This is a genomic window from Micromonospora sp. NPDC049139, assembly GCF_055586845.1.
Genome location: NZ_JBVJHK010000002.1, coordinates 97,814 through 116,523, shown reverse-complemented (window position 1 = coordinate 116,523; position 18,710 = coordinate 97,814). Strand labels below are relative to the sequence as shown.

The window sequence follows — 18,710 nt, the reverse complement described above, 5'->3', positions numbered from 1 at the left end:
GCCCGCGTCCGCGGACCGGCCCACCGTTCAGATCACTTCCAGCTGCTCTCGATGCCGTTCAGCACCGTCGCGGTGTCCTTGCCGTTGATCCAGTCGACCATGCCCTTCCAGAACGTCCCCGCGCCGACCGTGGCCGGCATCAGGTCGGAGCCGTCGAAGCGGAAGACCGAGCTCTTGTCCTGGAGGATCTGGACGGAGAGCTTGTCGATCGGGTTGGCGACGTTGGCCAGGTCGAGCTTGTTGTTCGCCGACACCCAGTCACCGATCTTGGCGCGGCTGTTGGCGTACTCGCCCGAGGCGAGGTAGGTCTGCACCGCCTGGACCTCGGGGCGGTCGGTGAAGGCCGCGACGAACTCGCCGCCGCCCAGCACCGGCTTGCCCTTCGCGGGGTCGATCGCCGGGAAGTAGAAGGCGAAGACGTCGCCGTCCTCGGCCACCTTGGTGCCCTTCGGCCACTGGTTCGCATAGAAGGAGGCCTGCCGGTGCAGCGCGCACTTGCCGGTGGTGATCGGGAGGCCGGCCTCGCCGAAGGCGGTGGTGGCGATGCTCTTCACGCCGCCGTAGCCGCCGTTCATGTACTTCTCGTTCTTGAGGATGGTGCCGGCCTTGTCGACGGCCTCGGCGACCTTCGGGTCGTTGAACGGGATGCCGTGGGTGGTCCACTGGTCGTAGACCTCGGGGGTCTGCGTCCGCAGCATCACGTCCTCGATCCAGTCCGTGGCCGGCCAGCCGGTGGCGTCACCGGACTCGATGCCGGCGCACCACGGCTTGGTGCCGGTGGCGGCGATCTGGTCGCTGAGCTTGATCAGGTCGTCCCAGGTGGTCGGGACGGTCCAGCCCTTCTCCTTGAAGGTCTTCGGCGAGTACCACACGAACGACTTCACGTTCGAGCCGAGTGGGGCGCCGTAGAACTGGCCGTTGACGGTGCTGTACTTCAGCCAGTCGGCCGGGTAGTTCTCCTCCGCCATCTTCTTGGTGTCGGCGCCGACCGGCTTGAGCTTGCCCGCGTCGGCGAAGCGCTTGAGCAGGCCCGGCTGCGGGATGAACGCGAGGTCGGGCGCGTTGCCGCCGTCGACCCGGACGCCGAGCTGCGCCTCGAACTCGGCGCTTCCCTCGTGGTCGATCTTGATGCCGGTGCAGTCCTCGAACTGCTTCCAGGACTCCGCCAGGCGGTCGGCCTCGATGTCCCGGATCGACGAGTAGATCGTGACCTTCTTGCCGTCGTTGTCGCCGTACTTCTCGTATGCGGCGCACTCCGCGGAACCCGCGGCGTCACTCTTCTTGTCGTTGCCGGTGCCGCAGGCGGTGACGCTCAGCGCCAGCCCCAGTACGCCGGCGATCGCGAGAGCCTGGCGTGATCTGGCAAACGCCATGCCGTTCTCCTTCCTTGCCGGCGCGTGGGGGATCGAACGCGCGCCGGTCCGATTTGGCATCAACACATGTAAGCGCTTGCATCCGACCCGGTCCACCCCAGACCGGACACGACCGAGTAACAATCCGGAAACCCTGTCGTTGCCTCGTGGGCGCGCTCCCATGACACGCGTCCGCATCTTTTCAGGAGTGGCGATTTCTGTCACGCTGGAGGTAGGTATAGAAGAATTTCAACATTGGAGGTTCTGGATGCGTAAGCGATGGCTCAGCCTGCTCGCGACCGGTCTGCTGGCCGTGGGCGCGCTGCTCCCGGCGGCCCCGGCGATGGCCGCGCCGACGTTCAAGGTGCCGTTCCCCTGCGGGCAGTCCTGGTCCGGCCAGACCCGGACCGGCCACAGTCCGGCGTATGCGATCGACTTCAACCGCACCGACGACCTCGGCGACCCGGTGGTCGCCAGCGCGCCGGGCACCGTCGACCGGGTCACGGACCTCGGCGGGACCAGCTACGGCAAGTACGTCCGGATCGACCACGGCGGCGGCTACAGCACCTACTACGCCCACCTCAACGGCTTCAACGTCTCCGTCGGGCAGACCGTCGGCTACGGGAAGGTGATCGGCTGGGTCGGCAGCACCGGCGGCTCCACCGGCCCGCACCTGCACTACGAGCAGCGGCTCAACGGCAACGACATCCAGGTCCGTTTCAACGGCGCGCTCGCCCTCTACTGGGGGACGAAGACCTACACCAGCGACAACGGCTGCGGCGGCACCACCGGCTCCGGCACGGTCAACACCAGCGGGACCCCGCTGACCGTCCGCTCCGGCCCCGGCACCGGCTACGAGGCGGTGGGCACCGTCGCCGACGGCACCCGGGTGACCATCTACTGCCAGACCAGCGGCACCACCGTCACCGGCACCTACGGCACCAGTTCGATCTGGGACCGGATCGGCAGCGGACGCTACATCGCCGACGCGTACGTCTACACCGGCCACGACGGCTACATCCCCAACGTGCCCCGCTGCTGAGCGCGGGACGGGGCCCCGGGCTGTCCCGGGGCCCCGTCATCCGGCACACACGCCGGGAGCGGCCACCCGCGGACAGCACGGCGCCGGGGTCGTCGGGTCCGGATGCTCCCGTCGGGAGGACGGAGTTCCGGTCTCGACGACCCCGGCGGGTCCCGGTCGGCGGCGGACGACCGCCACGTCAACTGAAGATGCTCACACCACCCGGCCCGACCAGCAGGCCCACCACGATGAGGACGATGCCCCACAGGATCTGCCGGCGGAACAGCGCGAGGATGCCGGCGACCACGAGTACGACTGCGAGAATCCAGAGAATCAGCTCCATGGTTGCTGGATACCCGAGCCGCCGACGCGGGAAACCTCCAGTTGATCGAGGTGGTCGCCCAGGTGGAAGACGCTGTAGGCCTGCTTGATCACGGGGTGGGCGACGTTGCGGACGCGTACCCCGCCCGGCGTGGTGCCCCGCTCGGTCCCGGCGTGCGCGTGCCCGTGCAGCGCCAGCGCGGTCGGTGCCGAGTCGATCGCCTGACCGAGTTGGTACGACCCCAGGAACGGGTAGATCTCCAGCGGCTCGCCGGCGAGCGTGTCCGGCACCGGCGAGTAGTGGGTGAGCGCCACCAGCACGTCGCAGTCCAGCCCCCGCAGCGCCGCGGCCAGCGCGTCCGCGCTCCCCGTGGTGGTCCGGACGAACGCCTTCATCTCCGGCTCGCCGAAGTCGCTGGCGCAGCGCCCGGCGAACCCGCCGCCGAACCCCTTCACCCCGGCGACGCCCAGCCGGCCGCCGGCGCAGTCCAGCACGACGCCGTCGCCCTCCAGGACCCTGATCCCGGCGTCCTCCAGCACCGTGACCACCTGCGGCACCTGGTCGCACTGGTGGTCGTGGTTGCCGAGCACGGTCACCACCGGCACGCCCAGTCCGCCGAACTCGGTGGCCACGCACCGGGCCTCCGACTCCGTCCCGTGCCGGGTCAGGTCACCGGCGAGCAGCAGCACGTCGGCGTGCTCGGGCAGCTCCTCCAGCGCCGGCCGGAACCGGCCGACCACGTCCTCGTCCAGATGCACGTCGCCCACGGCGGCGATCCGGATCACCATGGCACCTCCTCAGGGCAGTTGCTCGATCTCCGTGGGCGCCTGCGCGCGGATCACTCCGATGTCGCTGGTGATCGGCACGTCCGGGAAGCGCTCGGCCACCCGGCGCAGGATCTCCTCCCGCCGGTGCGGGCTCTCCACCTCGCCGTACAGCACGAGGCCGCGTTCCCGGCGGACCACGGTGATCCCCTGCTCGGCCACGTCCGGGTCCTCGGTGAGCAGCCGGTGCACCTCCGCCTCGACGTACTCGTCGGGCGGCCCGGTGGCGACGTCGCGGTGCTCGGTCACGGTGTCCCCTCTCCCTGCGGGGTGCCGGAGTACGGCACCACGTCCAGCCGGTCCAGCAGCACCAGGAACGCCTCCGCGTACGGCGAGTGCTGCGTCTCCTTGCGTACCCGTTCCCAGTCGATCTGCTCCCGCAACGAACGGGCGAGCGGCAGGCCCCGGGCGAAGTCGCAGTAGTGCTGCGAGAAGCTGAGCAGCTTGTGCACCATCAACTGGGTGGCCGAGAGCACCGGCATGTGGATCGCGTCGACCGGCCGGACCATCGTGTCGGCGAACGTCTCCTCGGTCACCGGCGTCTCGATGGGCCGGTGGATGAGGTCGACCATCCGCCCGTCGTCGAAGACCTTGACCAGCCAGTCCTCGGGCGGGCGCTCGGCCGTGAAACCCGCCGCGACCAGGGCCTCCAGGGCGCGTTCCACGTCGACCTCCCGGATGAGGAAGTCGACGTCGTGCTCGCTGGAGTGGCCGCCGTGGGCGTACACGGCGAAGCTGCCGCCGAGCGCGAAGGGAATCTCTTCCTGCTTGAGCACGGCGGCGACCTTCTTCAGCGTGTGCACCAGGCTCTCGTCCCCGCGCTCGGCCATTGGCGTCTCCCGTCGATGGTGGTAGGCGGCTGATCCAACTCCGGTACCCGGCATCCCGGGGGGCCACACCTGGCAGGAGGCGCGGGTGGGGTCAACCGGGAGCAGACGGTACAAATCTCCGGCAATGCGAGCGCGAGTCGGATAGCCTGTGCAGGGTGTCCAGATCACCGGAGGCACGGCGCGGCAGGGCCCGATTGCGCGCCGTCGCCCTGATCGGCATCGACGGCTCGGGCAAGACCACCCAGGCGCACCGGCTCGCCGACGCGCTCACCGCGGCGGGACACCCCGCCACCTATCACCGCAACGCGGGCGGGCGCCGCTGGCTCGGCCGCATCGCGCACCGCCTCGGCCGGCCGGACGCCCAGCGTCTCGTCGGGCGCGGCGGCCTGCTCGCCGTGGAGTCCGTGCTGCGCTGGCTCGCCATCGCCGCCGCCCTGCTCGGCTGCCTGGCCACGGGCCGGATCGCGGTCATGGACCGCTACTCCGCCTGCCAGTACGCGAGCATCCGCGCCCACGGGGGCCAGCGCTGGGAGCGGCTCGCCCGGGTGGGCTACCGGGTCTTTCCGCGGCCGCAGCTGACCTTCCTGCTGACCGTCGACCCGGCCGAGGCGTACCGGCGGATCGAGCAGCGCGGCACCGACCACGAGAGCATGCGGTACCTGACCGCCGCGGACGCCGCGTACCGGGCGCTGCCGGAGCATCCGACCTTCGTGGTGGTCGACGCCGGGCGCCCGCCGGAGGAGGTGTCCCGGCAGATCAGGGGCCACCTCGCCGGCTGGCTCGACGCCGCCGACGGGCGCGACGGCCCGTCCCACGCGGTGGCCGGCCCCGCCGTCGTGGCCGCGCCGGCCGTGGAGCCGGTCGCGGCGGGCCGCCTGGCCGGCTGACCCCGCCGGGCCTGACCGGCCGACTGGACGCGGGCGACCGGGCGGTCAGGCGCGGCCGTAGACCGGGATGCTCGCGCCGCTGGTCGGCGCCGACTCGTCGGAGGCGAGGAAACGGACCACCGGCGCGATCTCGGCCGGCGTGACCCAGCGCGAGTGGTCGGCGGTGGGCTGGGCCGCGCGGTTCGCCGGGGTGTCGATGACGCTCGGCAGCACCGTGTTGCAGCGCACCCCGGCCGCCCGGTACTCCACGGCCACCGCGTTCGCGAAGGCGAGCACGGCTGCCTTGGCGGTCACGTAGCCGGCGGCGCCGGGGAAGGGGGCGACGGCCGCACGGGAGGACACGCAGACCACCGCGCCACCGCCGGCCGCGACCAGGCGCGGCAGCGCCGCCCGGGTCACCAGCCAGGTCGGTCGCAGGTTCACCGTCAGCATCCGGTCGAACTCCTCGACCGGGGTCTCGTGCACCAGCCCGCCGCCGGCGTACCCGCCGACGAGGTTGACCACCGCCCGCAGCGGCGCCGCGGGATCGTCGGCGGCCGCGGCGACCGCCCGCTCCGCGTCGGCCGGGTCGGTGAGGTCCGCGACCAGCCGGACCGGAGCGCCCGCCGCCGGCTCCGTCGCCGGCGGTCGCTCCCGCCCGGGTACGACCACCCGCCACCCCGCGTCGAGGAAGGCGGCCGTGACCGCCCCGCCCAGTCCGCCCGTTCCGCCGGTGACCAGCACACTGCGATCCGCCATGCGCCACACGCTAGTGCCGGCCCGGCCCCGGCGCCGCCCGCCGGGAGGTCGTCCCGGAGGCGTGGGGCGCCCGGGCCCAGGCGCCGCCGCGGTGACGGGGCATCGCGGAAGGCGGAGAGGTGGCATGGTCTTTTCGGAGACGGTGGCCGACGGCGGCCGACCGGCAGGGCCGGGCCGCCCTCCCGGGGGAGGCGACGGCACCGGGGGAGTGGCACCCTGAGCAGATCCGGCGGTCCCGGCGGGCGGTGTTTTCCCCAACACGTGGAGTCATGGTTGACGCTCACGCCTCATGAAAGTAAGTTTCATCCGTGGCGAAGAGTCCGAAGATTTCTGCGAGTCACGAGCCGGGTGGACTGATCGTCCACATCAGCGGCCTGCTCCCGTCGTTGTCGCCGGCTGAGCAGCGGGTCGCCCGGCTGGTCGTCGCCGACCCGGCCGGCGCCGCGCGTCGGACCATCACCGACCTCGCCACCGCCGCCGAGACATCCGAGGCGACCGTCATCCGGTTCTGCCGGTCGGTCGGCATGGACGGCTACCCACAGCTGCGGATCCGGCTCGCCGCCGAGGCCGCCCGCCGGGTCGAGCCGCCGGACGCCCGGGTCGTCGGCGGTGACATCCCGCCCGGCGCCGACCTCGCCCAGATCATCGCCACCATAGCGTTCAACGACGCGCGCGCCGTCGAGGAGACGGCCGAGCAGCTCGACCCGGCGATCTGCGAGCAGGTCGTCGAGGCCATCGCGGGCGCGGGCCGGATCGACGTCTACGGTGCCGGCGCCAGCGGCTTCGTCGCCTCGGACTTCCAGCAGAAGCTGCACCGGATCGGCCGCACCGCCTTCTACTTCCCGGACGTGCACACCGCGCTGACGTCGGCCGCGCTGCTCGGTCGGGGTGACGTCGCGGTCGGCATCTCGCACACCGGCACCACCTCAGACGTGGTCGAGGTGCTGGAGCAGGCCCGGGCCCGGGGCGCCGCCACGGTGGCGCTGACCAACTTCCCCCGCTCGCCGATCACCGAGGTCGCCGACTTCGTGCTCACCACCGCGGCCCGCGAGACCACCTACCGTTCCGGCGCGATGGCGAGCCGGCTCGCCCAGCTCACCGTCGTCGACTGCCTCTTCGTCGGGGTGGCGGCGCGTAACCGGTCGCGGGCCCGCAAGGCCCTCGAGGCGACCGCGGAGGCAGTCCAGTCGCACCGGGTCGGCTCGGGACGGAGGCGGGCATGACGGCCGGCGCGGTGGAACCGCAGGACGTGACCACCCCGATGGCGGCCCGTCCGGTGATCCGGGTCGGCGCGCCGACGGAGCGGCGCAATCCACACAGCGTCGACCTCGACCTGATGTCGACGCGGGACGTGCTCTCGGTGATCAACGAGGCGGACCGGCGGGTGCCCGGCGCGGTCGCGGACGTCCTGGACGAGATCGCCGCGACGGTGGACCTGGCGGTGGCCGCGCTGCGCGGCGGGCACCGGGTGCACTACTTCGGCGCCGGCACCTCCGGCCGGCTCGGCGTGATCGACGCCGCCGAGCTCGCCCCCACCTTCAACTCGCCCCGGCACTGGTTCTGCGCGCACATCGCGGGCGGGCCGGAGGCCATGTGGCGGGCGGTCGAGGACGCCGAGGACGACGACCGGGGCGGGGCGGCCGAGGCCGCCGACTGCGTACGCGCCGGCGACCTCGTGGTCGGACTCGCCGCGAGCGGGCGCACGCCGTACGTCCTGGGGGCGCTCGCCGCGTCCCGGGCCAAGGGCGCCTCGACCGTGCTGCTCTGTGCCAACCCGGAGGCGGAGGCCGCCCGGTCGGTGGACGTCTTCATCGGCGTGGACACCGGACCCGAGGTCGTCACCGGGTCGACCCGGATGAAGGCGGGCACCGCGCAGAAGCTGGTGCTCAACACCTTCTCCACGGCAGTCATGGTGCGGCTCGGTCGGGTCTACTCGAACCTGATGATCGACATGGTGGCCACCAACGCCAAGCTCCGTGGCCGGATGATCTCGATCCTGATGGAGGCCACCGGCTGCTCCGAGGAGATCTGCCGGCGGGCCCTCGGCGAGGCCGACGGCGACATGAAGACCGCGCTGGTCTCGCTCGTCTCCGGGGCCGAGGTGTCGGCCGCGCGGGCCGCCCTCGCCCGCTCCGCCGACCAGGTCCGAGGCGCCCTGGCCCTGCTGGCCTCCTGACCGCGGCGCCCGCCGTCGCCCTCCGGCCCAGCCACGCCTCCATCCCGTCCCCGCGTCACCCCTGACCTCACCCGGCCGCCCGTACCAAGCCCGTTGCCCGAGTCACCCCGCACCTCGCCCGCCGCCACGTCACAGCGTCTCGCGTCGCCGGCCCACCCCCCGGGCAGCGCCGCACCGCCTCCCGTTCGCCCCTCCGTGCGAGCTGCGTCACGTGCCGGGCATAGATCCGGGGCGCGGATTGTTCATCGGGGGGTGGGGTATTACCACGGGCGTGGATGAACCGACCGGTCCACGGGCGCGTATCTGGCAGTGACCAGGATCGCAGCGCTGCGGTGAGCCGGGTCGCTGTGCCACCGGGGTGGGCGATGTTGCCATGGACCGGGGGAAACGGCGACGCGTCGACCCGTCGAACCTGCGTGGTGCCCATCGGAGCGCCGCCACACGGGGTGCTGACAGCAAACGTGGACCGTGCTCTCAGCGGATTATCAGGCATTCGTGACACTTTCGACTCACGACATGGAATCCCCGACGCGTCTCATCTGTTGTGTAGGTGTCAGCACCGGTGGGCACAGCGGAAGTTACGGGGGAGGGCTGATGGACGTGGGGATGGCAAGGAACCGGGCAACCGGCGCGAGCGAGGGGACCGTGGGCAACGTGGACAAGAACATCGGCATGCGAACCGACGAGGTTGCCGAGGAGCGCGACCTGGTCGGCGTCTACCTTCACGAGATCTCCCGGACGCCACTGCTGGACGCCGCCAAGGAGGTCGACCTCTCCAAGGCCATCGAGGCCGGCCTCTACGCCGAGCACCTGCTCGGCGAGGACCGCGTCCCCGCCGGTGCCGACCGGGAAGACCTGGAGCGGCTGGTCGCCGAGGGTGAGCGGGCCAAGGACCTGTTCATCCGCGCCAACCTGCGGCTGGTTGTGTCGATCGCCCGCCGCTACGTCCGCTCGGGCATGCCCATGCTGGACCTGATCCAGGAGGGCAACACCGGCCTGGTGCGGGCGGTCGAGAAGTTCGACTACGAGCGCGGCTACAAGTTCTCCACCTACGCGACCTGGTGGATCCGTCAGGCCATCAGCCGGGCGATCGCCCAGCAGGAGCGCACGGTGCGCCTGCCGGTGCACCTGGTCGAGGACGTCAACCGGATGCGCAACGTGGCTCGGCAGCTCACCCGCGAGCTGGGCAGCGACCCGGAGCCGGAGCAGATCGCGGCGGCCCTCGGGGTCACCGTCGAGCGGGTCAACGAGCTGGTCCGCTGGTCGCAGGACACGGTGTCGCTGGACACCCCGGTCGGCGACGACGGCGACACCAACCTCGGTGACCTGGTGGCCGACAGCGACGCCCCGTCGCCGGAGGAGATCGTCCTCACCGGCCTGGAGCGGCAGCGGATCGAGGGCCTGCTCAACCACCTCGACGACCGGTCGGCCGGCATCATGCGGGCCCGCTACGGGCTGGAGGACGGCCGTGAGCACTCCCTCACCGAGGTGGCCTCGCGGTTCTCGCTCTCCCGGGAGCGGATCCGGCAGCTGGAGATCCAGGCGCTCGGCCGGCTCCGCGAGCTGGCCCGCGCGGAGGGGCTGCAGGCAGCCTGAGCTGGTAGGAATGACGGCGAACGGCCGGCGTCCGATAGGGGGACGCCGGCCGTTCGCCGTCTGCGGGTGCGGTCAGCGCACCCGGCCGTAGCCCTGGATGGGCATCAGGTTCATGCCCCGCTTGAGCACGTTGCGTCCCGCGCTCGGCGCGTCGATCACCTGGCCGCCGCCGACGTAGAGCGCGACGTGCCCGAGCCCTCGGTAGAAGACCAGGTCACCGGGGCGCAGCTCGCCCCTGCTGATGTGGGCGACCGCGCCCCACTGCATGCGGGCGTTGTGCGGCAGCGACTTCCCGGCCGCCCGCCAGGCCGCCGAGGTCAGGCCCGAGCAGTCGTAGCCGTTCGGTCCGTCGGCACCCCAGACGTACGGCTTGCCGAGCGCGCCGTAGGCGTACCGGACGGCGACGCCGGCCCGGCCGGAGACCGCGGGAGCGCCGTCCGCGCTGTCGGACCGGGCGGCCGGCTTCTCGGTGGCCCGGCCGTACGCCTGGCGGCGCAGCTCGTAGAGCTCGGCCAGGTCGCGCTCGATCCGCTTCTTCGCGGCGGTCAGCTCGCGGGCCTGGGCGGCCTGCCGACCGAGCGTGACGTCCAGCCGGGTCTTCTCGGCGAGCAGGCGGCGCTGGTCGTTGGTGAAGGTGGCGATGGTCTCCTGCCGCTGCCGGGTGAGCCGGTCGATCATGTGCAGCCGGTCCAGCAGGGTGTCGGAGCCGCCGGGACGCAGCAGCGCCTCGGTGGTGGACAGGTGGCTGCCGGTCTTGTATGCGGTCACCGCCAGCTCGCCGACGTCCGCCCGGCTCCGCTCGGCCTGCTGCTCCAGCGGCCCGATCCGGTCCTGCACCCGGGTCACGGCGGCCTGGTTCGCCTTCATCTCCTCGCGGAGCTTGTTGTACGCCTCGACGACGTGCTCCAGCTCGGTGGAGGACTTCTCGATCCGCCGGGTCAGCTCGGCGGGTGTGGGTTCGGCCCGGGCCGGCACCGCGGGCGCGACCAGCGTGGCCGTCACCGCGGCGACCACCAGGGCGCGCAGCGTGTTCCTGAGGGACGACAAGAGCGGAAGGCTCCTCTCCCAGCACGCCGCCGCGGGCTGCTGAGGCCCTCGGCGACACCGGGCCGGTGCAGTCCTGGTGGACGGCGGTCGACCGGCCGGCCCGGACAACGTAACCCGGGGCAGGAGTCGTCCGCAGTTGAAGCCGGGGCGAATGTTGGCAAAGTGGCGGGGTGTGTCGGTCGCGCCGGTGGGCGTACGTGGCGGCGATCGTGCGCTGTCGCCGGACGGTGCCGCTGGTTGTCGTCGATCGGGTGGTACGCGGCTTTCGTCGTTCTGGGCGTATGCCGGCGGAGCCTGGGGCGCTATGACCGACAAGACGGACATGGAGGCCGCTACCCGGCGGCCTTGCCGCCGGCCGCCCGCCGGGGTGGGTGAAAAGCGCCGTATCGGCTGGCACGTGCGCCACACAATGAACCGCGGAGCCGGGAATCCCGTCGACCGGCATTGATGCGATCCGTCGGCGGGAGCCGACCCCGGCACTCAGCCGCGGGAGGTAGCGCAGTGAATCCTCAAGGCGCCACAACACGACAGACGCGGTCACCGGGGGCGACCGGCGGCCGGAACACTCTGCTCTATGCCCGACCCGGGATCATCGTGACCGTCGACCGGTTCACGGTCGGACGCAACAGTTGGCGGGTGACGGAACTGACCCACCTGGAGACCAGCCGCGGGCCGCACGACCGCGTCGCCGTCCGCGCCGTGGTGGTCACGGGCGCGATGCTCGGCGGCGTCGGGCTCCTGCTCGGCTTCACCGGCGGGCTGCAACGGCTCACCGCCGGGGCGTACCTCATCCTGGGCGCCGTCTTCCTGCTGCCGGTGCTGGTCGCGGTGGTGGGGGACCGGTGGCGACCGCCGGCGTACGAGCTGTGGGGCCGGCGGCGCGGCGAGCAGGTGCTGCTGTTCAGCAGCGACAACGAGCGGCAGTTCGGCCAGGTCACCCGGGCCCTGCGCCGGGCCCGGGAGATGAACCGGTACGGCGGCTGGGAGGATCCGCTCGCCTCCGTGGACCCGTGGCGGCCCCGCCGGTAGCTCGGCTCAGCCGGCCACCGGCTCCGGGGTGCGCTCGGCCCGGTCGGCGGTCACCCAGTCGCTGACCCGGCGCTCGGCGTAGAACGAGACGAACGGCACCGTGCCGGCCAGCATGACCAGGACCATCCGCTTCAGCGGCCAGCCGGCCCGGCGGGACAGGTCGAAGGCGGCCACCAGGTAGAGCATGTAGAGGAAGCCGTGCGCCTGGCCCACGGTCTCCACCAGGATCGGGTTGTCGAAGCCGTACTTCATCGGCATGCCGATGACGACCAGCAGGATCAGCGCCACGCCGACGATCCAGGCGATCACGCGGTACCGGGTCAGGGCTGCGCCCACCTTCGTCCGTCCTTCCGCGCCCGGCCTCAGCCGGGGTAGTCACCGGGCTTGGCGCCCGGGTTGTCGGTCAACCATTTCAGGTATCGGTTGTAGGCGGTGAGGTCCGCGTCCTCGCCGTCGGTGGCCGCCGCGGGCACCCGGGCGACCCGCACGGGGCGGCGTACGACCGGACGCGCCGGGGCGTCGGCCGGCCGCGACCCGGCGGCGGCCGACGGCTCGTCGGCCGGGGCCTGCGGGCCGCGCAGCGTGTGCCGGACCTCACGCCACCACACGAACACCACGAAGCCGGCGAAGATCGGCCACTCGATCGCGTAGCCCCAGCTGATCGCGTTGCCGGCGGCGGCCCGGCTGACCTGCCACCAGCCCAGCCCCAGGAACCCGACGACCAGCACGACCATGGCCACGTGACGTGCGATCCACGCCGGGGTCCAGAGCCGCTTCATGGCATCGAGAGTACCGGGGCGGCCCGCGGTCTCCGACGCGGTGTCGTAGTGCGGGGGGATGGTTTGGTGCCACCCGGTGTGGGCATCCGTTTAGACGCCAGCCCAAAACGACCAGGGGGGCGATGATGACCGGATCGATACGGCAGGACGAGTTCGGGAGCCCGGAGCAGCGGATGCCCGCGTGGGACGGCGACCACGTCCACGACATGGCCTCCGGCGAGGCGGACGTCGACGGCGAGCTGCTCGGCGTCGACCCGGCCGAGCTGGGAGACGAGGACCTGATCCGCGAGATGCACAGCCTGCACCGCACCCGGCTGGACACCTTGCGGCACGCGGCCGACTCCGCGCTCGCCAACCACCTGCGGCGCACGGCCGAACTGGAGACCGAGTACCTCGCCCGGCACCCCGGGCGAGAGGTGGACCCCAGCCGCCTGCGGGAGGCGTGATGGCGCACGCCGAGCGCGGGATGTCCGCGCCCCCGGAGGTGGTGTTCAACACCGCTACCGACCCCGACCGGGCGTCGGCCTGGCTGCCCGACCCGCTGCGCGGCGACGGCAGCCCGGCGGAGGAGGTCAGCGCGGAGGAACTGCGGGCCCGGTGGAGCGCCGCCGGGGACTGGTGCGCCGAGATCCGGGTGGACCCGGCCCTGGCGGGCGGCGCCCGGACGCGGCTCGACCTGACCGGCGGGCCGGACGCCGGCCGGATGGCCGAGGAGGCGCTGGACAGCCTCGCCCGCGAGGTGGCCGACAACCTGCAGGCCGGCTGAGCCGGGCCGGCCGACCCGAGGACCGAGGGAGACCGGGGTGACCGACGTGAAGGAGAAGGTGGCGCGGTTACGCCGGGCGTACGCGCCGCACGAGCACCGGCCACTCGGCGGCTATCTGGTGTCGATGGGTGCCTACGCCGCGGTGACCGGGGCGCTCGCGGGGCTGGTCAGGGCGACCGGCCAGCACGTGCCCGAGCGTCCCGCCACGGCCGACGTGGTGCTGCTCGGCATCGCGACGCACAAGCTCAGCCGGCTGCTGGCCAAGGACGCGGTCACCAGCCCCCTGCGGGCGCCGTTCACCCGCTACGACCGGCCGATCGGCAGCGGCGAGGTGATGGAGCAGGTCCGCGACCAGGGGAGCGGCACCCGTCACGCGATAGGGGAGCTGTTGAGCTGCCCGTTCTGTCTCGCCGTCTGGGTCGCCACCGGGCTCACCGGCGGGCTCGTGCTCTCGCCCCGGCTGACCCGGCTGGTCGCGACCGCGCTGAGCGCCGTGGCCGCCTCGGACTTCCTCCAGATGGCGTACGCGATGGCGCAGCGGGCCGCCGAGGGCCCCGGGCACGACGACTGAGCACGCGAGGAGACGGAGACGTCCCGAAGGGGGCCGGCGGTGTGCCGACCCCCTCCGCGATGTCCCGCCCCACCGGTCGGGCCTGCTGGTGCCCCGGTCACGTCGGGGTCGTGCCGTGGTCCTCGCCGGCCCAGCCCCGGGACGCCTCCGGCTCCCGCTCGTCCTCGTCCGCGCCGGTGATGACCTCACGGTCCACGGCGGTCCTGTCGTGCTCGCTGGCGAAGTCGGGTTCCGGCAGGGTGTCCGTGCCCTCGGGGGGTTGACCGAGCGCCGGCAGCTTCCTGTGCTGCTCCTCGTGGTGGGACATCTCGCTCTCCTCACTCCTCGTCGGCCGCCCGTGCCGGGAGGCTGCCGGCCCGCCGTGACGCCACGAGCCGGCCGTACGGGCTGCCGGGGTCGTCAGGTGACCGATCCGCCGAGCAGGTCGGCCGCCTCGTCGACCGCGTACTCGCCCTCGGGCAGCGCGGCGATCCGGGTGAGGAGCTGCGCGGGAAGCTCCGCGGAGACGGCGCGGCGGTAGATGTCCGCCTGGCTGATCCGTTCCTGGCCGCGGTAGAGGTCCTCGAGCAGGTCGTCGAGGCGCCGGATGTCCGGCTCCTCCGCCGCCTCGGTCGGGGGCGCTTCGGTCACGGGTGCGTCGTCGGTCACGTCGGCTCAGCTACCCGCGACCGAATCGGTCAAACGTCACCACGCCGGCCGGCCCCCGCGCGCCGGACCTGCCGAGCACGGCAGGGGCAACCGGTGGCGCCTCGGTCCCGGACGAGTCCCCGGCTTGGGACGCGGGAGGTGTGACGGCGGTCATGGTCGGGGCCGGAACACCGGAGGCGGGGGGCCGGTTGAGTGAGGTGTCGGTGTGTCCAGTGTCCCCGGGCCTCACCCATATTGCCCTCGCGGAATTCCGTCCGGCTGGAGCCGCGTCGCGCCACTCGCCGAGAGGCGACCTGCACACCGACGCCAGCGCCGCCCCCGAGCCCACAAGGCCCGGGGGCGGCGCTGTCCTTTCTGCCTCTCCCCGGCGTCGACCACGGGATCGGCGGCGAGGTGGATCTCCTCGACTGCCGCCGACCTCGTGATCAACGTCAGGTGGGTGGGTCAGGCGGGAGTGGGGGCGGGGGTGCGGCGGCGGGTGCGGACGGCGGCAGCCAGGTGGGTCAGGACCTCCTCCGTGGTCTCCCAGCCGATGCACGCGTCGGTGACCGACTGGCCGTAGGTCAGCTCGCGGGTCGGGTCGAGGTCCTGGCGGCCGGGGAGCAGGAAGCTCTCCAGCATGATCCCGACGATGCCGCGCTGCCCGGCGTCGAGCTGGGCGGCCACGTCGGCCGCCACCCTGGGCTGGTTGCGGTGGTCCTTGCCGCTGTTGGCGTGGCTCGCGTCGACGACCAGGCGCTCGGGCAGCCCGGCCGCCCGCAGCAGCTCCAGCGCGCCGGCGACCGACTCGGCGTCGTAGTTGGGCCGGCCGCCCCCGCCGCGCAGCACGAGGTGTCCGTCGGCGTTGCCCCGGGTGTGCAGGATCGCCGGGGTGCCGGAGACGTCGATGCCGGGGAAGACGTGCGGCACGCCGGCGGCGCGGATCGCGTCCACGGCCGTGCCGATGCTGCCGTCGGGGCGGTTCTTCATGCCGATCGGCATCGACAGGCCGGAGGCGAGCTGCCGGTGCACCTGGCTCTCCACCGTCCGCGCGCCGATCGCGCCCCACGCCACCGTGTCCGCGATGTACTGCGGGGTGATCGGGTCGAGGAACTCGCAGCCCACCGGCAGGCCGAGGCGCAGCACGTCGAGCAGGAGCGCCCGGGCCGTACGCAGGCCGGTGTTGACGTCACCGGAGCCGTCCAGCCCCGGGTCGTTGATCAGGCCCTTCCAGCCGACCGTCGAGCGCGGCTTCTCGAAGTAGACCCGCATCACCACCAGCAGGTCGTCGGAGACCCGGTCGGCGGCGACGCGCAGCCGGTGCGCGTAGTCGAGCGCGGCGGCCGGGTCGTGCACCGAGCACGGGCCGACCACCACCAGCAGGCGGTCGTCGGCGCGGTCCAGCACCCGGCCGACGGCGCGCCGACCGGCCAGCACGGCCGAGGCGAGCGTGTCGTCCAGGGGTAGCTCGTGGTGCAGCAGGGCCGGGGTGGTCAGCGGCACGACACGGTCGATCCGCTGATCGCTGACCCGATCGGTCTCCGGGGTCGTCACGGTGGGCATCCTTCCGCCGACCGTGCCCCGGGGCCGGTGCCCGGGTACGAGCCGGCTGCTCGTACGCAAAAGGGCAGGAACGAAAGCTCCTGCCCGGCCGGCTCGATGGCGGTGACGTCAGATCATGGTGAAGTCACCGGCGTGCGAGCCGGCTGCCTAAACCATCGATACGAACGCGTCACGCCGCCCAGCGTACCCGACGGCCCGGGAAGGTCCACCCGGTCGTCGGGAAACACTCGCCTCACGTTCACCTCCATCGATGTCTCCAGCGGTAACTTCATCGACACCGACCGCTGTTCATCCGGAGGTTCCGATGGATCGTCGTACCGTCCTGCGCGCCACCGTCGCCGGCGGCGCCGCCGCCTTCTCCGGCAGCCTCTGGGCGGGTGCCGCCGCCCTGGCCGCCCCGGCCCAGCCCGGCACCAGCCCGTACGGGCCGCTCGGCGCCGCCGACGCCCGGGGCATCCAGCTCCCCGCCGGCTTCACCAGCCGGGTCGTCGCGCGCTCCCGGCAGGCGGTGGCCGGCACGGCGTACACGTGGCACGACGCGCCCGACGGCGGCGCGTGCTTCGCCGCCGGCACGGGCTGGATCTACGTCTCGAACTCTGAGATCTCCACCACCGGCGGGGCCTCCGCGGTGCGCTTCGACGCCGACGGGAGCATCGCCTCCGCGTACCGCATCCTGTCGAACACCAACCGCAACTGCGCGGGCGGCGCGACCCCGTGGGGGACCTGGCTCTCCGGGGAGGAGGTCAGTCGGGGGTACGTCTACGAGACGTACCCGCAGGGCGGCCGGGCCGGGGTGCGGCGGGCGGCGATGGGCCGGTTCACCCACGAGGCCGCCGCCTGTGACCCGGACCGCCGGGTCGTCTACCTCACCGAGGACGAGACGAGTGGCTGCTTCTACCGGTTCCGGCCGACCACCTGGGGCGACCTCTCCGCCGGCACACTGGAGGTGCTGGTCGCCGGCACGGGCACCAGCGGCCCGGTGAGCTGGGCGCGGGTGCCCGACCCGGACGGCTCGCCCACCTACACCCGCAACCAGGTCTCCGGGGCGAAGAAGTTCAACGGCGGCGAGGGCTGCTGGTACGCCGACGGCACCTGCTGGTTCACCACCAAGGGCGACAACCGGGTCTGGGCCTACGACGCCGTCAACCAGCGCATCGACCTGGCGTACGACGACTCGCTGGTCTCGGGGACGGCGCCGCTGACCGGGGTCGACAACATCACCGGCACCGCCGGCGGGGACCTCTACGTCGCCGAGGACGGCGGCAACATGGAGATCAACATCATCACGCCGGCCGGGGTGGTCGCCCCCTTCCTGCGGATCACCGGCCAGTCCTCGTCGGAGATCTGCGGACCGGCGTTCTCGCCGGACGGCACCCGCCTCTACTTCTCGTCGCAGCGCGGCACCTCCGGCTCCTCCTCCGGCGGCATCACCTACGAGGTGCGCGGCCCGTTCCGTTCCTGAGCGCGGCCCGCCCGCCGCCGCGCCACGGTCGCGCCCGGCCGGCGGTGACCCCGCGACGGGGGGAGGTCACCGCCGGTCGGGCGCGATCACGTGGGCGTGCCCGTCCACCCGGCGGGGTATGTGGGCGGGCATGAGTGACGAGCAGAGCGACCAGGAACGGGTCGAGTCCCGCGCGCACCTGCTGCCCGAGGAGGCGGCCGTCGGCAGCGAGGACCCGCAGGCACAGGCCGAGGTCATCCTCGAGGAGTCGGACATCCGGGAGGAGGACCGCAACGCCGCGCCGGACACCGTGCTGGAGCGGCGTACCTCCGATCAGACGGTGACCCCCGCCGAGCCCCCCGACTGAGGCACGGCGCCGCGTGCCCGCTGCGAGGCCGGGTAGGTGTGCTCCCGCAGCCAGGCGACGGGGCCTGCCGCCCGCAGCCCCGGCGGCAGGTTGCCGACCGGGTCGAAGGCCAGCGCGGCGTCCTCCCCGGCGCTGAGCTGCCCGCCGAGGGTGACCTGCCCGAACGGCCGCCACGGCCCGACCGCGGACGCGACCGCCAGCACCAGGCGCGGCGCGTCCGTCCGGGCCGCGGCGGCCACCTCGGCCAGGCTGCGACCCAGATCGGGCGACTCCGGGTCGGCCAGCGCGGCTAGGAGGAGCCGGTGCCCGCCCGCCCGGAACGACATGATCGTGCTGTACGTCCCGGCGAAGCGCCGCCGCGGCAGCGGCAGGTGCCGCAGCACCGGCGCGGCCCCGCTGGAGCTGACCAGCAGGTCGAACGGCTGCCCGGCGTCCCGGTGCAGCCGCACGGCCAGCCCCAGCACGTCCGGCCAACTGCCCGGCGTGGGCACGCCCTTGGAGAGGCGGACGGTCGCCCGGAAGCGCCCCGGGTTGTCCAGCAGCGGCACCCCGGCCGGCGGCCCCGGCGTACCCCAGACGGTCACCTCGCCGGCGAAGGAACGGCCCGCCGGGTGCAGCAGGCGGCCCCGGCGGAGCCGGGTCAGGGCGGCGGTCGCGCGGTCGACCGCGACGGCGGCGCGGTCGGTCACGGTGGCGGCAGGCGGCATCCTCCCCCGGTACCCGGCCGCCGACGGTCGATGCCTCGTCCCGGGCGGCGCGTCCCCTTCCGGCCCG

General features: G+C 73.0%; 24 protein-coding genes. 11 read left to right on the top strand and 13 right to left on the bottom strand.

Annotation, left to right across the window (positions count from 1 at the left end; genetic code table 11):
• Positions 1–32: 32 nt before the first annotated feature.
• The gene (locus tag ACZ6Q9_RS04130; RefSeq protein WP_393260892.1) at positions 33–1,373 is read right to left on the bottom strand and encodes an ABC transporter substrate-binding protein; all 1,341 of its coding nucleotides are present in this window, start codon (positions 1,371–1,373) and stop codon (positions 33–35) included.
• A gap of 247 nt (positions 1,374–1,620) precedes the next feature.
• Here ACZ6Q9_RS04130 and ACZ6Q9_RS04125 point away from each other — a divergent pair, with 247 nt between their 5' ends.
• Complete coding sequence (locus ACZ6Q9_RS04125) at positions 1,621–2,394, top strand: peptidoglycan DD-metalloendopeptidase family protein (RefSeq protein WP_396827695.1); 774 nt, start codon at positions 1,621–1,623, stop codon at positions 2,392–2,394.
• 178 nt (positions 2,395–2,572) lie between these two features.
• Here the strand turns inward: ACZ6Q9_RS04125 and ACZ6Q9_RS04120 are convergent, their stop codons facing one another.
• From ACZ6Q9_RS04120 to ACZ6Q9_RS04105, 4 genes are read right to left on the bottom strand one after another with little or no spacing between them, the layout of a single operon-like run.
• The gene (locus tag ACZ6Q9_RS04120; RefSeq protein ID WP_018786997.1) at positions 2,573–2,716 is read right to left on the bottom strand and encodes a GPGG-motif small membrane protein; all 144 of its coding nucleotides are present in this window, start codon (positions 2,714–2,716) and stop codon (positions 2,573–2,575) included.
• Positions 2,707–3,483, bottom strand: coding sequence for a metallophosphoesterase family protein (locus tag ACZ6Q9_RS04115; RefSeq protein ID WP_396827693.1), 777 nt, complete (start codon positions 3,481–3,483; stop codon positions 2,707–2,709). The genes ACZ6Q9_RS04120 and ACZ6Q9_RS04115 overlap by 10 nt, the downstream gene beginning before the upstream one ends.
• A gap of 9 nt (positions 3,484–3,492) precedes the next feature.
• Complete coding sequence (locus ACZ6Q9_RS04110; protein ID WP_350678265.1) at positions 3,493–3,768, bottom strand: hypothetical protein; 276 nt, start codon at positions 3,766–3,768, stop codon at positions 3,493–3,495.
• A complete protein-coding gene (locus tag ACZ6Q9_RS04105) occupies positions 3,765–4,403 on the bottom strand; it encodes a nucleotidyltransferase (RefSeq protein WP_393260883.1) in 639 nt (212 codons plus the stop codon). The genes ACZ6Q9_RS04110 and ACZ6Q9_RS04105 overlap by 4 nt, the downstream gene beginning before the upstream one ends.
• 101 nt (positions 4,404–4,504) lie before the next feature.
• Here ACZ6Q9_RS04105 and ACZ6Q9_RS04100 point away from each other — a divergent pair, with 101 nt between their 5' ends.
• A complete protein-coding gene (locus ACZ6Q9_RS04100; protein ID WP_396827690.1) occupies positions 4,505–5,236 on the top strand; it encodes a dTMP kinase in 732 nt (243 codons plus the stop codon).
• Positions 5,237–5,281: 45 nt separating this feature from the next.
• On the opposite strand, the gene ACZ6Q9_RS04095 is transcribed toward ACZ6Q9_RS04100, so the two are convergent.
• Entirely contained in the window at positions 5,282–5,974 is a 693-nt protein-coding gene (locus ACZ6Q9_RS04095; protein WP_393260878.1) for an SDR family oxidoreductase, read from the bottom strand.
• Positions 5,975–6,282: 308 nt separating this feature from the next.
• Here ACZ6Q9_RS04095 and ACZ6Q9_RS04090 point away from each other — a divergent pair, with 308 nt between their 5' ends.
• From ACZ6Q9_RS04090 to ACZ6Q9_RS04080, 3 genes are all read left to right on the top strand, one after another.
• Entirely contained in the window at positions 6,283–7,197 is a 915-nt protein-coding gene (locus tag ACZ6Q9_RS04090) for a MurR/RpiR family transcriptional regulator (RefSeq protein WP_393260876.1), read from the top strand.
• A complete protein-coding gene (murQ, locus tag ACZ6Q9_RS04085; protein ID WP_393451098.1) occupies positions 7,194–8,150 on the top strand; it encodes an N-acetylmuramic acid 6-phosphate etherase in 957 nt (318 codons plus the stop codon). The genes ACZ6Q9_RS04090 and murQ overlap by 4 nt, the downstream gene beginning before the upstream one ends.
• 606 nt (positions 8,151–8,756) lie before the next feature.
• Positions 8,757–9,746, top strand: coding sequence for a sigma-70 family RNA polymerase sigma factor (locus ACZ6Q9_RS04080; RefSeq protein WP_357699892.1), 990 nt, complete (start codon positions 8,757–8,759; stop codon positions 9,744–9,746).
• A gap of 72 nt (positions 9,747–9,818) precedes the next feature.
• On the opposite strand, the gene ACZ6Q9_RS04075 is transcribed toward ACZ6Q9_RS04080, so the two are convergent.
• A complete protein-coding gene (locus tag ACZ6Q9_RS04075; protein WP_396827686.1) occupies positions 9,819–10,793 on the bottom strand; it encodes a C40 family peptidase in 975 nt (324 codons plus the stop codon).
• 447 nt (positions 10,794–11,240) lie between these two features.
• Between ACZ6Q9_RS04075 and ACZ6Q9_RS04070 the strand changes: the two genes are divergently transcribed.
• A complete protein-coding gene (locus ACZ6Q9_RS04070) occupies positions 11,241–11,822 on the top strand; it encodes a DUF6232 family protein (RefSeq protein ID WP_393260868.1) in 582 nt (193 codons plus the stop codon).
• Positions 11,823–11,828: 6 nt separating this feature from the next.
• On the opposite strand, the gene ACZ6Q9_RS04065 is transcribed toward ACZ6Q9_RS04070, so the two are convergent.
• Entirely contained in the window at positions 11,829–12,158 is a 330-nt protein-coding gene (locus tag ACZ6Q9_RS04065) for a DUF3817 domain-containing protein (RefSeq protein ID WP_393260866.1), read from the bottom strand.
• 26 nt (positions 12,159–12,184) lie between these two features.
• Complete coding sequence (locus ACZ6Q9_RS04060) at positions 12,185–12,601, bottom strand: hypothetical protein (RefSeq protein WP_396827683.1); 417 nt, start codon at positions 12,599–12,601, stop codon at positions 12,185–12,187.
• A gap of 122 nt (positions 12,602–12,723) precedes the next feature.
• On the opposite strand from ACZ6Q9_RS04060, the gene ACZ6Q9_RS04055 reads away from it, so the two are divergent.
• Genes ACZ6Q9_RS04055 through ACZ6Q9_RS04045 form a run of 3 tightly spaced genes read left to right on the top strand, consistent with a single transcriptional unit; the run spans position 12,724 to position 13,938 of the window.
• On the top strand, positions 12,724–13,047 hold the full coding sequence (locus ACZ6Q9_RS04055; RefSeq protein ID WP_393260861.1) for a DUF6158 family protein: 324 nt from the start codon (positions 12,724–12,726) through the stop codon (positions 13,045–13,047).
• The gene (locus ACZ6Q9_RS04050) at positions 13,047–13,367 is read left to right on the top strand and encodes a hypothetical protein (protein ID WP_393260858.1); all 321 of its coding nucleotides are present in this window, start codon (positions 13,047–13,049) and stop codon (positions 13,365–13,367) included. Before ACZ6Q9_RS04055 ends, ACZ6Q9_RS04050 begins: the two co-directional genes overlap by 1 nt.
• Positions 13,368–13,404: 37 nt before the next feature.
• Positions 13,405–13,938: a DUF1360 domain-containing protein gene (locus ACZ6Q9_RS04045; protein WP_393260855.1), complete on the top strand. Its 534-nt coding sequence runs from the start codon at positions 13,405–13,407 to the stop codon at positions 13,936–13,938.
• Between the two features lie 97 nt (positions 13,939–14,035).
• Here ACZ6Q9_RS04045 and ACZ6Q9_RS04040 read toward each other — a convergent pair whose 3' ends face one another.
• The 3 genes from ACZ6Q9_RS04040 to ACZ6Q9_RS04030 all read right to left on the bottom strand — a co-directional run bounded on the left by ACZ6Q9_RS04040 (position 14,036) and on the right by ACZ6Q9_RS04030 (position 16,128).
• Positions 14,036–14,245 (bottom strand): hypothetical protein, encoded by a 210-nt coding sequence (locus tag ACZ6Q9_RS04040; RefSeq protein ID WP_393260853.1) that lies wholly within the window; start codon positions 14,243–14,245, stop codon positions 14,036–14,038.
• 92 nt (positions 14,246–14,337) lie between these two features.
• Positions 14,338–14,586, bottom strand: a complete 249-nt coding sequence (locus ACZ6Q9_RS04035) for a hypothetical protein (protein WP_393260850.1) — start codon at positions 14,584–14,586, stop codon at positions 14,338–14,340.
• Between the two features lie 444 nt (positions 14,587–15,030).
• Positions 15,031–16,128, bottom strand: coding sequence for a 3-deoxy-7-phosphoheptulonate synthase (locus ACZ6Q9_RS04030; RefSeq protein ID WP_393260848.1), 1,098 nt, complete (start codon positions 16,126–16,128; stop codon positions 15,031–15,033).
• 304 nt (positions 16,129–16,432) lie between these two features.
• Here ACZ6Q9_RS04030 and ACZ6Q9_RS04025 point away from each other — a divergent pair, with 304 nt between their 5' ends.
• Positions 16,433–17,590: an alkaline phosphatase PhoX gene (locus ACZ6Q9_RS04025; RefSeq protein ID WP_393451107.1), complete on the top strand. Its 1,158-nt coding sequence runs from the start codon at positions 16,433–16,435 to the stop codon at positions 17,588–17,590.
• Between the two features lie 130 nt (positions 17,591–17,720).
• Positions 17,721–17,936 (top strand): hypothetical protein, encoded by a 216-nt coding sequence (locus ACZ6Q9_RS04020; protein ID WP_393260845.1) that lies wholly within the window; start codon positions 17,721–17,723, stop codon positions 17,934–17,936.
• On the opposite strand, the gene ACZ6Q9_RS04015 is transcribed toward ACZ6Q9_RS04020, so the two are convergent.
• On the bottom strand, positions 17,903–18,643 hold the full coding sequence (locus ACZ6Q9_RS04015; RefSeq protein WP_396827679.1) for a phosphodiesterase: 741 nt from the start codon (positions 18,641–18,643) through the stop codon (positions 17,903–17,905). The genes ACZ6Q9_RS04020 and ACZ6Q9_RS04015 overlap by 34 nt on opposite strands.
• Between the last annotated feature and the right edge of the window lie 67 nt (positions 18,644–18,710).

Excerpts from the sequence above, each read along its gene's own strand:
- ACZ6Q9_RS04130 (WP_393260892.1), bottom strand. The coding sequence starts at position 1,373 with ATGGCGTTTGCCAGATCACGCCAGGCTCTCGCGATCGCCGGCGTACTG.
- ACZ6Q9_RS04125 (WP_396827695.1), top strand. The coding sequence starts at position 1,621 with ATGCGTAAGCGATGGCTCAGCCTGCTCGCGACCGGTCTGCTGGCCGTG.
- ACZ6Q9_RS04120 (WP_018786997.1), bottom strand. The coding sequence starts at position 2,716 with ATGGAGCTGATTCTCTGGATTCTCGCAGTCGTACTCGTGGTCGCCGGC.
- ACZ6Q9_RS04115 (WP_396827693.1), bottom strand. The coding sequence starts at position 3,483 with ATGGTGATCCGGATCGCCGCCGTGGGCGACGTGCATCTGGACGAGGAC.
- ACZ6Q9_RS04105 (WP_393260883.1), bottom strand. The coding sequence starts at position 4,403 with ATGCCGGGTACCGGAGTTGGATCAGCCGCCTACCACCATCGACGGGAG.
- ACZ6Q9_RS04095 (WP_393260878.1), bottom strand. The coding sequence starts at position 5,974 with ATGGCGGATCGCAGTGTGCTGGTCACCGGCGGAACGGGCGGACTGGGC.
- murQ (WP_393451098.1), top strand. The coding sequence starts at position 7,194 with ATGACGGCCGGCGCGGTGGAACCGCAGGACGTGACCACCCCGATGGCG.
- ACZ6Q9_RS04080 (WP_357699892.1), top strand. The coding sequence starts at position 8,757 with ATGGCAAGGAACCGGGCAACCGGCGCGAGCGAGGGGACCGTGGGCAAC.
- ACZ6Q9_RS04070 (WP_393260868.1), top strand. The coding sequence starts at position 11,241 with ATGCGATCCGTCGGCGGGAGCCGACCCCGGCACTCAGCCGCGGGAGGT.
- ACZ6Q9_RS04060 (WP_396827683.1), bottom strand. The coding sequence starts at position 12,601 with ATGAAGCGGCTCTGGACCCCGGCGTGGATCGCACGTCACGTGGCCATG.
- ACZ6Q9_RS04055 (WP_393260861.1), top strand. The coding sequence starts at position 12,724 with ATGATGACCGGATCGATACGGCAGGACGAGTTCGGGAGCCCGGAGCAG.
- ACZ6Q9_RS04050 (WP_393260858.1), top strand. The coding sequence starts at position 13,047 with ATGGCGCACGCCGAGCGCGGGATGTCCGCGCCCCCGGAGGTGGTGTTC.
- ACZ6Q9_RS04040 (WP_393260853.1), bottom strand. The coding sequence starts at position 14,245 with ATGTCCCACCACGAGGAGCAGCACAGGAAGCTGCCGGCGCTCGGTCAA.
- ACZ6Q9_RS04030 (WP_393260848.1), bottom strand. The coding sequence starts at position 16,128 with ATGCCCACCGTGACGACCCCGGAGACCGATCGGGTCAGCGATCAGCGG.
- ACZ6Q9_RS04025 (WP_393451107.1), top strand. The coding sequence starts at position 16,433 with ATGGATCGTCGTACCGTCCTGCGCGCCACCGTCGCCGGCGGCGCCGCC.
- ACZ6Q9_RS04020 (WP_393260845.1), top strand. The coding sequence starts at position 17,721 with ATGAGTGACGAGCAGAGCGACCAGGAACGGGTCGAGTCCCGCGCGCAC.
- ACZ6Q9_RS04015 (WP_396827679.1), bottom strand. The coding sequence starts at position 18,643 with ATGCCGCCTGCCGCCACCGTGACCGACCGCGCCGCCGTCGCGGTCGAC.